At 53.4% G+C, this 13281-nt stretch carries 14 protein-coding genes; 2 read left to right on the top strand and 12 right to left on the bottom strand.

Annotated features, from left to right (window positions below; all coding sequences use genetic code 11):
* A partial coding sequence (locus VAE48_RS06020; protein WP_322792414.1) for a hypothetical protein occupies positions 1-577 on the bottom strand: 577 nt, incomplete at its 3' end.
* A gap of 328 nt (positions 578-905) precedes the next feature.
* Between VAE48_RS06020 and VAE48_RS06025 the strand changes: the two genes are divergently transcribed.
* Both VAE48_RS06025 and VAE48_RS06030 read left to right on the top strand, forming a co-directional pair.
* Positions 906-1757: a class D sortase gene (locus VAE48_RS06025; protein WP_322792415.1), complete on the top strand. Its 852-nt coding sequence runs from the start codon at positions 906-908 to the stop codon at positions 1755-1757.
* Positions 1758-1777: 20 nt separating this feature from the next.
* The gene (locus VAE48_RS06030; protein ID WP_322792416.1) at positions 1778-1990 is read left to right on the top strand and encodes a hypothetical protein; all 213 of its coding nucleotides are present in this window, start codon (positions 1778-1780) and stop codon (positions 1988-1990) included.
* Positions 1991-2016: 26 nt separating this feature from the next.
* Here VAE48_RS06030 and VAE48_RS06035 read toward each other — a convergent pair whose 3' ends face one another.
* From VAE48_RS06035 to VAE48_RS06085, 11 genes are all read right to left on the bottom strand, one after another.
* The gene (locus VAE48_RS06035) at positions 2017-2325 is read right to left on the bottom strand and encodes a MoaD/ThiS family protein (RefSeq protein WP_322792417.1); all 309 of its coding nucleotides are present in this window, start codon (positions 2323-2325) and stop codon (positions 2017-2019) included.
* Between the two features lie 4 nt (positions 2326-2329).
* Positions 2330-2659 carry a hypothetical protein gene (locus tag VAE48_RS06040; protein ID WP_322792418.1) on the bottom strand — a complete coding sequence of 110 codons (330 nt, stop codon included), beginning with the start codon at positions 2657-2659 and terminating at the stop codon, positions 2330-2332.
* Entirely contained in the window at positions 2656-3165 is a 510-nt protein-coding gene (locus VAE48_RS06045; protein WP_322792419.1) for a hypothetical protein, read from the bottom strand. Before VAE48_RS06045 ends, VAE48_RS06040 begins: the two co-directional genes overlap by 4 nt.
* A 19-nt stretch (positions 3166-3184) precedes the next feature.
* The gene (locus tag VAE48_RS06050; RefSeq protein WP_322792420.1) at positions 3185-4108 is read right to left on the bottom strand and encodes an NmrA family NAD(P)-binding protein; all 924 of its coding nucleotides are present in this window, start codon (positions 4106-4108) and stop codon (positions 3185-3187) included.
* A 223-nt stretch (positions 4109-4331) separates the two neighbouring features.
* On the bottom strand, positions 4332-5735 hold the full coding sequence (locus tag VAE48_RS06055; protein WP_322792421.1) for a uracil-xanthine permease family protein: 1404 nt from the start codon (positions 5733-5735) through the stop codon (positions 4332-4334).
* Between the two features lie 206 nt (positions 5736-5941).
* Positions 5942-6577 carry a carbon monoxide dehydrogenase subunit G gene (locus VAE48_RS06060; RefSeq protein ID WP_322792422.1) on the bottom strand — a complete coding sequence of 212 codons (636 nt, stop codon included), beginning with the start codon at positions 6575-6577 and terminating at the stop codon, positions 5942-5944.
* Between the two features lie 72 nt (positions 6578-6649).
* A complete protein-coding gene (locus VAE48_RS06065) occupies positions 6650-8998 on the bottom strand; it encodes a xanthine dehydrogenase family protein molybdopterin-binding subunit (protein WP_322792423.1) in 2349 nt (782 codons plus the stop codon).
* A 21-nt stretch (positions 8999-9019) separates the two neighbouring features.
* Positions 9020-9499 carry a (2Fe-2S)-binding protein gene (locus VAE48_RS06070; RefSeq protein WP_322792424.1) on the bottom strand — a complete coding sequence of 160 codons (480 nt, stop codon included), beginning with the start codon at positions 9497-9499 and terminating at the stop codon, positions 9020-9022.
* 13 nt (positions 9500-9512) lie between these two features.
* Complete coding sequence (locus tag VAE48_RS06075; RefSeq protein ID WP_322792425.1) at positions 9513-10385, bottom strand: xanthine dehydrogenase family protein subunit M; 873 nt, start codon at positions 10383-10385, stop codon at positions 9513-9515.
* A 154-nt stretch (positions 10386-10539) separates the two neighbouring features.
* Positions 10540-12210 carry a cyclase family protein gene (locus tag VAE48_RS06080; protein WP_322792426.1) on the bottom strand — a complete coding sequence of 557 codons (1671 nt, stop codon included), beginning with the start codon at positions 12208-12210 and terminating at the stop codon, positions 10540-10542.
* A gap of 27 nt (positions 12211-12237) precedes the next feature.
* A partial coding sequence (locus VAE48_RS06085; protein WP_322792427.1) for a DUF1116 domain-containing protein occupies positions 12238-13281 on the bottom strand: 1044 nt, incomplete at its 5' end.

A 13281-nucleotide genomic window follows, 5' to 3' on the forward strand; every position in this document is an offset into this window, starting at 1 on the left:
CTTTGAAAGTGACTCCCGCCTCGACTTTTCCCACCGGGTTGGTGAAATAGATAAAACCATCGCTCAACCGCTGACCGGCGTCAAAACCCGGATAGGCTTGCATATTTTCTGCGTTGGCCGGTTGTTGAACCGAAACCACCAGATTTTCCACCTTGAAGTCCCCATTCCATTCGTAAGTAAACTTCCTCAGGGTTTGTTCACGCTCCAAACGGGGATCATAGTATTCCACCTGTAAGTTCGCCGAGGGGGTGGTGAAGGTAATCTGCAGCCATTCGCCGCGCACCTCGGTAGTATAGGCAAGGTTATAGAGCAAACCATCCACGTCCTCCCAGGCGACATTGTAAGGCGCGCCTGCCGCACGCGGAATGCGTAAACTGATCTGCGCCGGCAGGCTGACACTGGCTGCCAGAGTGAGCCGGTAAATGACCAGCACATCCGGCCGGTCAAACTCCGGCAGAATCTGAATCACCAGACTTTCGAGAGGGGTGCTGCTCTGAGCCTGAGCAGAAGGCGCTGCCAGTAAAGCCAATAAAATCAGAATGAAAATGCACCTGCGCGCAGCGGACATGTTTTCCATCCATCCTTCCGAATAAAGGCTATCCTACCGTCATTTCGGGATAAATCCTATCAGCATCCAATTTCGCATTTTTGGCCCCCCTCCTACGCCTCCCCCAATATCGCTGAAGCGATATTGGGGGAGGTGGGAGGGGGTTCATTTCGCTGCTGGTTGGGTTTTGCGCTTATCCCAAACCCACGTTATCTTACCATAAACGGTTCGTTTTTTGAAAGCGCCGCTTCGCCAAAATCAGGTATAATTTTGGGGACTGGACAGGAAAGGAACAAGCGCCTTGCGCCGCAGACGATCTGTTGAAGACCTCACCGTTGAGGAATTGAGACAAATCCTGGTGGAAAAGCGACGAGCCGAACGCGAACAACGGCTGGAGCGCTTTCGCCGTACCGGCAGAGTGGTGAGGGTTGAACCACAGCCGAGTGTTTCTGCATTCCAAACCACCCAACCGCTCAACGAGTTGGAAACCGACTTTGAACAGGCTGCCCCCCGCCCCAAACGAAACCGCTGGTTGGATCGTTTGCTGTTGTTCGTTGAAATTGCCGCAGTTCTTGGACTGGCATTTGTGTTATTGAACGGCATGAATCTCATTCGCAGCCTGAATGAGGAAGTAGCCGCCGCCCTTCAGCAGCCTACCTTCACCCCCACTCCCCTCATACAAGCCGTGGTGCTGCCTTCCGGTCACACCCCTCCCAACTCACCGGGCGGCGTGCGCCCCAACGATGCCGAAATTCCCGAACACCTGCGTCCGCTGGTGCAGACTTTCGCCAGTCTGCCGATACCCACTCCCAGTCCCGAGCAGGCCGTGCGCATCCAGATCCCGGCAATCGGCGTGGACGCGCCGGTCGTACAGGGAGATGGCTGGGAACAATTAAAAAAAGGGGTCGGCACGATGATCGGTTCACCCAATCCGGGACAGAAGGGTAATCTGGTACTTTCCGCCCACAATGATGTTTTTGGTGAAATTTTTCGCGATCTGGATAAGTTAAAAAAGGGTGACGAAATCATCATCTACACCAGCCAGCGGGCATTTGTCTATGTGGTGCAGCAATCTCAAATTGTGGAGCCAACCCGCGTTGAGGTGCTTGCTCCCACCCGCGAGGCGGTGGTGACCCTGATTTCCTGTTATCCCTACATGGTGGATACCGAGCGGATTGTGGTAACTGCCAATTTTGTTGAACAACGATAACTTTCGATGAGGAGTTCTGAATGAGTAAAAAACAAAAACGCCGTGTTTCAAGCAGCGAATCTATCAGCCGGGAAAGCACCGTCAAAAGCGCGCCGGTTGCAACCGGACGTTATTCGTCCACCGGCGAATTCAACCCGGATTACACCCCCATCATTAAAGACTTGAAACGGATTGGAATTCTGGCGGGGTCTTTCTTCGCAGTTTTGATTATTCTGTCCTTCTTTCTGCGTTAAACCAGATTTGGTGACCTCGCGGAAAATTACCCGCCGGTTGCAACCGCCACCAGCGTCAGGCGATCCCCATCCTGCGGTGAATCGTCCATTTGAAAGGCTGGTTGAGCCATTTCGCCATTAATAATGAAAAGGTTGGAGTTCAAGAGTGCTTTTCGATCCTCCTGAATGATGATCCCAACCATATCTGGATATTGCTCAGCCAGCCATTCGATGATTTGACCGAAAGTAACTCCGCGCGGGAATTTCACCTCAATCGCCGGTTTACCGGCGATATATTTTGCCAGATTGGTAAATTCAATCGTTATCCGAATTGAATCCGATGGTAAAGCGCTCATACGGCTATTTGAAGCAAAAAGAAAACAATACCGCCCCCAAAGAAGTCCCCACCCACCAGTAGTCCTGCATCACCTGCGGAAATGAAGCCGTCTGACGGGCAGCCAGACCAACCAGCATCAATAGCACTGCCACGCCCACCATTACCCAGCTGCGAATTTCGTATCTGGGTTTGTTTGGGTCGGGCAGACTGACTTTGGCGCCTTTGCCAGCCTTTTTGGCTTTGAGCGCTTGCTCGCGTTCCAGCCGTCGTTTTTTGCCGCGTAACATTGCCAGACGAAGATAAAAAAACAACATCGCCACGGCAGTGATTGCCAGTCCAAAATCAAATTTCATTCCAATCCTCCAAAGTCCTTTTTCCAGACATATTTGAGAACGGTATTGTAAAAGGTCTGCATGGATGGTTTTGGCCCTTCCTTAATCCGTAACATTCTGCAGCGTGGTGTGATTTCAACAAACATCGTCCCGCTTTCGCTCATTTCGGTTGGAACCTTCTCCAAAGCGAAGACTCGGGTATTGGGCAGGCGCACCATCGGCAGGCGTTTTTCGGGCGTCTGCACCAGCGCCATCAGGTAAAACTCATAATTCACGGTGGGGGTGGGTAAACGCACCAAAACCACCCGCGACTTTTTTTCCGGAACTTCGCGCACTTCATACTGGGCGCCGGCAAAGGAGGAACATTTCGAATCATCCAGACGTTCCCCGACATGATCCCACCAGAATTTAAGGAACTTCAACCCATCCCGTTCGAGATATTCCATAAATCCTTTGGTTTGAGAGTGAAACAGAGTGGGCAGGGCTTCGTGGCAGAAGTTGTAGTGCTGGCTCTTGTTTTTATCCATGATCCACTCCTCAATCAAATTATTGAATTTCCATGGCCAGGAATTCGTCAAATATAGTGGGATTTCTTCCCAGCAGCATCCTCAACACATTTGGGTTGCCGCGCATGCCGTATTTTTCGTAATAAAGAAACATTTTCAACAAAGTATTGACCGCATACTCAGACATGCCCCCTGCCAGCATTTTACGCTGCCATTCATCGCGGTCAACCTCTACGGCTTCAACCGGTTTGCCAAGGTGTTGGGATAGTCTTTGAGCTGCTTCTCTGGCTGAGAGAGCCTCCGCACCGCACAACTCGTAAATTGCATAAGCGTGGGATTCTTCCACAAGCACTTTCGCCACCGCCTCGGCCACATCCCCCAAATGCACCTGACTGAGCGGTGCATCTATCGAATAGGGTACGGCGTAAATCCCATCCCGCTGAATGGATGGCCAGTAGCCCAGCAGATTCTGCATATAAACCGCCGGTTGGAGAATGGTAAAAGCCAGTCCGCTGGCAAACAAACGCTCTTCAACCCGCATTTTTTGCCAGTGATGCGGCATTTCCTCTACCTGGGGGTGCAACACAGAGTGATAGACAAACCGCATCACCTCGCGGGATTGGGCGGTACGGATTAGAATTTCGGCTATGCGCAATTCGTCTGGATTCATATTCGGCGGGATGTGATAAACCGCCCGGATACCCCGCATGGATCGCTCCGCCAGCGAAGTATCCAGCAGGTCGCCAACGATGAAGTCTTCCACCCCCAGCTGGCGGAGGGGCAGCGTGTAAGCCTCCTGACGCACCCACGCCCGAATCGTCGCGCCTTTTTCGATCAGCGCTTCACACACCACCATGCCGGTTTTACCACCAGCACCGGTTATGAGAATTTTATCCGCTTCACTCATCATAATTTCCGTAATTAATGTCAATTCAGGAAAACTGATTTTTACATCAACTTTCAAATTTTCGCCCCCCTCCCACCTCCCCCAAAATCGCAGGGGCGGTTTGGGGGAGGTGCAGGTGGGGTAATTATCATTGCATGCCAGGTTTTGACCTTATCCCGAACTCACTTTAATTATATTCTAAAAAGGCTCCCGATGTCCGGGTGACGACATCGGGAGCCAGGCAGTTGGGCTGAACGCAGTGAGCCTTGTTCAGCCCATCCTTTACCACCAGCACCCCACACTAGGCATTGGGATTAAGGCGTTCCACCGGTGGTTTCCAGACATTGGTGATCAGGTTCAGGATGATACCCACCACCGCACCGGTTGCAATGGAAGGCCAGCCGAAGGGGAACAGACCCTTGAGGATCGGAATCGGCAGGAAGCCGCCATTGTAGCCAATGTTACCGCCAATACCGATGATCAGAATGGTCGCACCAATCGCCAGCTGCTTGGGATCAAACAAGTTGACCTTCTCGGCCAGCATCAGCGCAATACCCTGCATACCGATCACGCCGAACAGGTAGATGGACAAACCACCGGATACCGCAGTCGGGATGGTGGAAACCAGATCCGCCAGCGGGCCGATGAAGCCCAGCAACACCGAGATCAAACCTGCCGTGATCAGTACCGGGCCGGAGTAGTTGCGGGTGATCACCATCAACGAGTTGTTTTCGCCGTAGTTGGTACCGGCCGTCGAACCGAAGATACCGTTGACCAGATCGTTCAAACCGTCAATCATCAGGTTGATGCCGATGTAGCGGTTGAGGCGCAGTTTCTCGCGACCCTGTTCCTCCGCCAGATGGTCTACATACAGGCTGATCTGATACAGGTGGGCGGTGGATTCGGGGATGGTGGCGATTGCCATGACACCCACACCGAAGATCACCGTCAGAGTCAGGTCGCTGGCAAAGTTGGGGAAGGTGAATTGCGGAGCGCGGAACAGCGCCGACTGACCCAGCAGCGAGAAATTGACCAGGCCGAAGGGGATCGCTACAATGTAGCCCACAATCGCCGCCAGCAAAATCGGCAGCATGCCGATGAAGCCCTTGCCCTGCAGGTAAACCGAGAAGATGAAAGCAGACAACAGGGTGATCAACGAAACCGTCCACCAGGTCATGTCGCCGGTCAGAATGCCGCCCGCCACACCCGAGGACATATCCAGCGCTGCTTTACCGAGGCCGATACCGATGGTGCAGGCCACCGAACCGGTCACCACGGGGGGCAGCACTTTATCGAGGGCTTCCTTACCGCCCGAAAGGCGGATGATCAAACCGACAATAATGTTGATTGTGCCGGTAGCGATGAAACCGGTCTGCACAATCGAAAGCAGAGCCGGGTCAGCCGGTACACCAAAAGTCGGTTTGGTAATGGCGGTAACAGCCGCAATGTAGCTGAAGGACGAACCATAGTACAGGGGGATGTAATTGCCGATCGCCAGTTTAGAGGCAATCAACGCCACCACCGTACCAAAACCGGTTACCGTCAGAACAGTGCTGACCGGAAAACCCATCAGCAGCGCGCACAGTACCGTCGCTGGGAACATGGTAATGACGTGCTGGAAACCCAGCAGAATCATTCGGCCAACCGGCGGGGTATCCTGTGGCAGATAACCCAGAACTGCTGGTTTTTGAACATCAGTTGCCATTGAAGTCTTCCTCCCTTGAAGAAAGATTTGGATAGAATAAATTGAAAACTGAGGGTTGGGAATTGGGTCCGGAACAACCGTCCGTGTCAGAGTTCAGAAACGTCCTCTCCTCCTTGCGGGATTTAAGCGGACATCCGAACCGCTGTCCGGATTGAGATCACACTGCGCTTCTCGATAAGCACCTCCTTTCTTGTTTTTCAGCGGCATTAACCGCTGCAACCTCGGAATAAAACAGCCAGAAGGACTAACACAGCAACCAGAGGGATGATGTACATGAGCAAGCGAACCTCTGGTATTTTAGTTAAACCCCCCGCCATGTCTTTGGCTACGGCAGCGGCAAATTCCGTTTCGGACGGGGGTTTGAAGTCAACAACCTCACTGCCGCTGGCTTTGGCAGCAAGGCGGGCTTCCAGGGCTTTGTCCAGCACTTCGAACGCCTGTCGAATCATGGTCTTGGCGACCGAATCAATCATACGCTGACCAACACTCGCCAGCGAACCGCCGATGTTCATTTCACCTTCATATTTCAAAAGGGTCGTGCCATCACCCTGATCAATAAACTGGACACGTCCAACCCCTTTTGCAAAGCCGGGGGTTCCGCGGCCGTCCACCGTCAAGGTGCAGGATTCGGGTTCGACAACATCAGAGATGACCAGCTTACCCGTAAATGATCCGGAGACCGGGCCTATTCTCACATTCATGGCGCCTTCGTATTCATTTTCGGCAACCATTTCCAGTTTTTGTGTGCCCGGTAATGCACTGGCTAATACTTCGGGATCGTAGAACATTTCCCAGACCGCTTCGCGGGGACCGTTAAAAACGTGCTCGCCTTCCAGTTTCATTATAAGAATTCCTCCATCCGTGATAAAGTTGGGTTTGGATTTGGATCAATGATCCAGACGTGGCGAAGGGCGTCATGCGCCCTTCGCCTGTTGAACGTAGGTGAAAATCCGGCTCGGTGAAAGCGTATCGCGGTCAAACTCGACACCGGTATCCTGCAACGCGTTTTCAACCGCCTGGGTAAATACCGAGGGAATCGGAATCGCCCCGGCTTCTCCCACACCCTTGATGCCCAGTGGATTGAGCGGCGAGGGGGTTTCCATGTGCCCCAGCACCAGCTTCTTGGGCATATCGGTTGCCTGCGGGAAGAGGTAATCCATGAAAGAAGCCGTGACCAGCTGTCCGTTTTCATCGTAAATCAGCTCTTCGTAGAAGGCATCCCCAATACCCATTTGAATACCGCCGTGGATCTGACCGTCCACCACCATCGGGTTGACCGGCGTTCCGCAGTCGTGCACAAATGCCATTTTCTCCAAACTGACCTGCATCGTTTCCGGGTCAACTTCCAAAATCAGCCCCACTGCGCCTGCGCCGGTTGCGCCGTAGGGCGGCCCATAATAGGCAACTGCTTCCAATCCGGGTTCGGCACCCGGTTCCATCGTTCCGCGCATCGGGTTGGCGATGATGGCCAGTTCTCCGAGCGAGATGAACTTGGAGGGGATATCGGCAACACGCACCACACCATCAGCCAGTTCCTGTTCTTCTTCCGGCGCTTCCAAAATCTTGCTGGCTAATTTGAGCGCTTTCTGGCGCACCTTCTGCGCAGCCAGATGCGTGGCCGTACCGGCCACAGTAATACCGCGGCTGGCAAAGGTACCCGCACCCCAGCCAAAATAGCCGGTATCTCCGGTAATCACCTTGACATCTTTGACATCCACACCCAGCTGATCGGCAACGATTTGAGCAAAGGTGGTGTAATGCGCCTGACCTTGCGAGGTGTAACCGGTTGTCACCACAACTTTACCGTTTCCGCCCACGGTCACCCGCGCACCTTCGTAGGGGCCGACCCCCGTGCCTTCGCTGAAGCAGGCCACGCCTATGCCGACCTTTCTGCCTTCAGCGCGCAGTTTGGGCTGTACTTCGTTGACAAATTTATCGTATTCAATCAATTCGAGAGTCTTTTCAAACGCAGTGGGATAGTCGCCGCTGTCCAACACCCCTTCCACAAAGTCCTGCCCGATGATGCTGGTGTAGTACGGGTAGGCATTGGCCGGCAGCAGATTCTTGCGGCGGATTTCGACCGGGCTCATTCCCAGTTCTTTGGCAGCCGCATCCAGCATGCGTTCCATGACAAACACACCGTACTGCCGTCCTGCGCCGCGCACCGGTGTAACGATCATCTGGTTGGTAAAAACCACATAAAACTCGGTCAGGAAGTTGGGTACGCGGTAGTTGGTAACCGTGTGAGTCTGAGAATTGAGCGGCACGGTCATCATGTACGGGTTATAGGCACCAGTGTTGTGGTAGAAAAAGTCTTTCAATCCCACAATGGTACCGTCTCGTTTGACGGCGATCTCACAGTAATGAACCTGATCGCGTTCCGAGGTGGTGGCTAAAAAGTTTTCACGCCGGTCTTCAAACCACTTAATCGGCCGTTCCAGTTTCATTGCAAGATAAGTGATCAACACATCATCCGGCAGGGACGTGTTGATTTTCGGCCCAAAACCGCCGCCTGTGTTGGGGGTAATTACCCGCACCTGGCTTTCAAACAGCCCCAACCGTGCTGCAGTCTGATTGCGCAGTGCAATCACCGACTGCGTACCGCACCAGATGGTCATCTGTTTGGCTTGTTTATCCCATTGAACAATGATGCCGCGATTTTCCATCGCCGCGCCGGCGTTGCGGTTGATGAAGAACTTGCGTTTGATAATCAGATCGGCTTCTTTGACCGCCTGTTCCCACGAGCCGCGTTCCTGACGCACATGACCGGCCTCATTGGAAGGCAGGTCGTCATGCACCAGCGGTGAACCGGGCTGCAGGGCTTTTTCCAGATCAACCACCGCCTCCAGCGGTTCGTAATCCACATAAATCAAATCGCAGGCATCTTCGGCAATATAGCGCGATTCGGCAATCACAATTGCCACCGGTTCGCCAGCGTAACGCACCTTATCTTTGGCAATCGGCATGGTCGTGCGGGCAACATAGGTTGCGCCTTTGATCGCCGTGGGGGGCGGCACCTGTAAAGGACCGGGTTTCACGTAATCGCCGAAATCTTCGGCGGTGTAAACGCCAATCACTCCCGGCAGTTTACGCGCTTCGCTGACATCTATGCTCTTGATGCGCGCATGGGCGTAGTCGGAACGCTTGAAAGCAGCATGAAGCATTCCTGGAAGATTAATGTCGTCCAAAAACTGGACATTGGCAGTAATCAACTCGGGATCTTCAATACGTTTGATGGATTGATGAACAAATTTACCTGCCACGGTTGCTTCTCCTTTCATCCTTTAATGAGACGCCATCTTTTCGGCAGCCAGCTTCACCGCCTCGATGATGTTGAAATAGCCGGTACAGCGGCAGAAGTTGCCATCAATCGCCTCACGAATTTCTTCTTCAGTGGGGTTAGGGTTGTCTCCCAGATAATCCAGAATTGTCATCAAAAAGCCAGGCGTGCAAAAACCGCATTGCAGAGCATGCTTTTCAATGAAAGCTTCTTGAAGTGGGTGTAGCTTTTCCGGTGTGCCCAGCGATTCGACCGTTTGAATTTCATGCCCATCGGCCTGCACGGCGAAAATGGTGCAGGAGCGCACCGCTTCCCCATCCATGAGAATGGTGCATGCGCCGCACAGACCGTGTTCACAGCCGACGTGGGTGCCGGTCAGCCCGAGATCGTGGCGGATAAAATCGCTCAGCAGAAGACGGGGCTCAACCTCTCGCTCATACTGCCTGCCGTTCACGGTAACATTAATTTTGACTGTTTGAGCCATGTCATCCTCCTTTTTACTTTGCTCGCTCGAAGGCTTCGGTCAGACCGCGCCTCACCAGCACTTTGACCAGATGGCGGCGGTATTCTGCGGTGCCGTGAATGTCCGTGCCGGGGTCAACTTCATCTTTGGAGATTTTCTCAGCCACTTCGGCAATCGCCTCAGCCGTCGGCACATTTCCTACCAGAATCTTGCTGGCCGCCTGAGAGAGAATGGGGGTTTCGCCAACACTGAACAAAACCACCCGTGCATCCTTACAGCGTTTATTCTCATCCACCACCACCACGCTGATGACTGCCGCTTGCGCATACCCGCCCTTTTGGCGGGAAACCTGCTGGTAAGAAGCACCGCTGCCCTTGGCCATGGGCGGCAAAACCACCTCCGCCAGCATTTCTTCCGGTGCCAGCACGGTCATAAACGGACCCATGAAGAAATCCTCAGCATTGACCCAGCGCTCACCGCCTTGTTTGCGCACCAGAAAGCGTGCTTTAAGGGCTACCGATAAAGCCGGGATCTGCGCCGCCGGGTCGGCATGGGCAATTGCCCCGCCAAATGTTCCGCGATTGCGGATTTGCGGATGGGCAATGTGCTTGACCACAAATGGAACAATTGGGAAACGTTCGGCGACCAGCGGGTCTTTTTCCACCAGACTATCCCGCGTCATGGTGCCGATAGCCAGCCCGCCGTCATCGGTTGGTTTGATATAAAATAATTCTTTGACCTTATTCAGGTCAACCAGTGCAGCCGGACGCGCCATGCGGAAATTCATTGCCGGAATCAGACTCTGGCCGCCGGCAAGCACCTTTCCGTCGTACCCTAAATTTTGCAGGGTAGCCAGCGCCTCTTCAACGCTGGTTGGTGCATAGTAATCAAATGGAGCCGGTTTCATATAATCATTACCTCCTCGAGAGGGTTCCTACAAGTCCTTTAGTAAATTTAGAAAATGGGGAAACTTCCAATTGATCCACAACCATTAATCGGAGATTAATATTATGGGGGCAGCCCCCAAAAAATGCAACTTTTTGAGGGCTGCCATTTTCAACTCATCCTTCCTTGAAGGCTACAAAGCGTCCCCACATCGACTCCGCTTCCATTGCCTTCTGCACAAAGCAGCCGATGTAGTAACGCCCGCTGGGCGCATCCGCAATCTGATAGCCAAGGTTCTCGGCGTGAACGATCTTCTTGGGGAACAGGTTGAGGTGCATATCCTGATAATACTGGTCGAGCGGGAACATCTCATCCCATGATTTGCCAAAGTCGCGTTTGAGTTTTTCATTGGCTTCTTCAAAGGTCTTGGGATGCCAGATGCGCTGGATGGTGTTCATCGGGTGGTCGGCTGCCACGCAGTCCACCCCAATCCACTTAATCTTCTTTTCCGCCGCCCATTGCGCAAAGTCAGCCGATGGACCGGGGTGCTTGATCATGTAGCGGAACTCATCCGAGTCCGGGCTGATCCAGCCGTATTTGTACCAGCCGGTCTTGATGATCAAAATATCGCCTTCGCGTACCTCGACCACCTTTTCAATCATCTCCGGCGAATAGACACTGGAATTGCTGACCATGCTGGAAATATCGGCAATCACGCCCGGGCCGACCCACTCCTCTAACGGCACTTCACCGATTGTGCGTCCGTTGGGGTAGAAATGCTTTTCGCCGTCCATGTGGGTTGCCAGATGGATTGAGGCATTACAGATGGAACCGTTGCGTGCCATGCCATAATGGGCGCCGCCCACCCGCTTGAAGTACTTGACCGTCAACGGCTCATAGTTCGCCCACTGGGGCGAGCGCACCGAAAACGGCACGGTCATATCAATCATTTGAGCGCGATCCATCGCCTCATAGAACTCTTTTTCTTCCATCCAGGCCGGCGGCTGATAAGCCACCACCCGCGCCCAGGCGGTTTCCACTTCCATGAAGGGAATTGGCATCACCGCAATCCACGCCCGCTGATTCTTGAGCTTGTCAATTTCGCCGACAATCGACTCAACGAATACGAGATGATTCTTGGGCAGGGTGATATGAGTCATCTCATAGTACCAGTCCTGGGGGAACATTTCATCCCACGTCTTGCCGTACTCTTTGCGCAACTTGGCTTCGGCTTTTTTGAATTCGTTTTCATGCAGCCGGCGGATGGGGGTATTCATGGGGTGTTCGGCACAACCGCAGTCCACACCGATCCACTTCAACTTCATGTCGAGTGCCCACTGGAAGAATTCCGGTGAGGGGCCGGGGTGGCGCACCAGAAATCCGAATTCTTTGGATTCAACCCCGCCCTGCGCCTTAGGATTGATTACATCCGGCTGATCCCAGGAGTAGCGGTGATAACCCGTGTTGATGATCAAAATATCGCCTTTACGGACATCGGCTTTCTTCATGATCATCTCAGGGGTGTACAGGCTGTAATCCGAAACCATATCGGAAATATCCACCACCACACCCTGACCGCACAAATCACTGAGCGGGATGTCGGAGATAGCCCGCCCGCCGGAGTGATAAGCCGTTTCACCCACCAGATGGGTACCTACCGTGTTCGACCAGTTCAAAATCTGGCCGTTTGCGCCTGCCCCGCCGCCGTAGGCGCCGGTCACACGCTTGAAGAAGTGTACTTCCAGGGCTTTATCGCCGGGGAACGGTGGCGTGAAGATGCTGCATCCCTGAGTCAGGTCATACAATTTGGCTTCCGCCATCATTTTGATAAATTTTTCGCGATCCATGTTTCCCTCCGCTTGTGATCGAATGGTTTAAATTCCGTATTTGTCGGCAAAAGCAATCAGGGCATCTTCAAAAGCCGACATCGGCATGCTCACCACGCCTGCCCCCACCTGTCCCACACCGGGGTCTTTGTGAGCCACACCCGTGTTAACGCGCGGCGGCAGCTGTTTTTCTACCACTTTGCGGATATCCACGCCGGTCGGTGTGCCCCGGAAATCAAGATAGGGAATGGTGTAGTATTTGTGCTCGGCCGTGGTGATTTCGTACATATCCAGGGTGGTGCGAATGGCATCCTGAGCCGTGCCGCCGATAAAGGTCACAATTGCCGGGGCGGCTGCCATGGCAAAACCGCCAATGCCGGTCGTCTCGGTAATGACGCTGTCGCCAATATCGGGGTTGGCGTCTTTTTCGGTGAAGCCTGCAAAGTACAACGCTTTGACATGCGGGGCAGGAGCAGTGAACCAGCGGTCACCCAATCCGCTGACTTTCAAACCAAAATCGGTGCCGTTACGCGCCATAATTGAAACCACCGTACTGCCTTCCACGCCGTGCGAAGCCATGGAGGCTGTTTTGCAGCCCGCCATGACCGGGTTGAGGATGGTCAGCGCATTTTCAGCCATGAACTTTAAGACATCAAAAGCTACATCTGAGTTTTTGGCCACTTTTGCCACATGCGCAGCCAGCTGACTGGTGAACAAAATGGAGGCTGCATCCAGCCGATTGTGCCCGTCATCCCCCATGTGTAGCGCTTTGCCAAGCAGCGACCGCAGGTCAACTCCACCGCTGGATTTGAGGGCGGCATCCACCGTCGGGCCGAGAATATTGTTCAACCAGTGCATGCGCTGAATCACATCGTCGCTGTAAGCGCCCATGCGCATGACTTTGCCGCGCCCCTCATTCAGACCAGAAAAGGCTTTGTTACCAAATACCTGATCTTCTACAATATAAACCATCATCTTCGGGGAAATGACTCCCGCCATCGGCCCAACTGAAGCATAATCATGGCACGGCGCAAATTCAAATTCACCCGATGCCAGCATGGCTTCTGCTTCCTTGGCATCTTTGGCTTTGCC

Source organism: Bellilinea sp. (assembly GCF_034432615.1).
Classification (GTDB): domain Bacteria; phylum Chloroflexota; class Anaerolineae; order Anaerolineales; family Anaerolineaceae; genus Bellilinea.

Bases quoted from the DNA above. Each gene is read 5' to 3' on its own strand.
- VAE48_RS06030 (WP_322792416.1), top strand. From the start codon at position 1,778: ATGAGTAAAAAACAAAAACGCCGTGTTTCAAGCAGCGAATCTATCAGC.
- VAE48_RS06035 (WP_322792417.1), bottom strand. From the start codon at position 2,325: ATGAGCGCTTTACCATCGGATTCAATTCGGATAACGATTGAATTTACC.
- VAE48_RS06040 (WP_322792418.1), bottom strand. From the start codon at position 2,659: ATGAAATTTGATTTTGGACTGGCAATCACTGCCGTGGCGATGTTGTTT.
- VAE48_RS06045 (WP_322792419.1), bottom strand. From the start codon at position 3,165: ATGGATAAAAACAAGAGCCAGCACTACAACTTCTGCCACGAAGCCCTG.
- VAE48_RS06055 (WP_322792421.1), bottom strand. From the start codon at position 5,735: ATGGCAACTGATGTTCAAAAACCAGCAGTTCTGGGTTATCTGCCACAG.
- VAE48_RS06060 (WP_322792422.1), bottom strand. From the start codon at position 6,577: ATGAAACTGGAAGGCGAGCACGTTTTTAACGGTCCCCGCGAAGCGGTC.
- VAE48_RS06070 (WP_322792424.1), bottom strand. From the start codon at position 9,499: ATGGCTCAAACAGTCAAAATTAATGTTACCGTGAACGGCAGGCAGTAT.
- VAE48_RS06075 (WP_322792425.1), bottom strand. From the start codon at position 10,385: ATGAAACCGGCTCCATTTGATTACTATGCACCAACCAGCGTTGAAGAG.
- VAE48_RS06080 (WP_322792426.1), bottom strand. From the start codon at position 12,210: ATGGATCGCGAAAAATTTATCAAAATGATGGCGGAAGCCAAATTGTAT.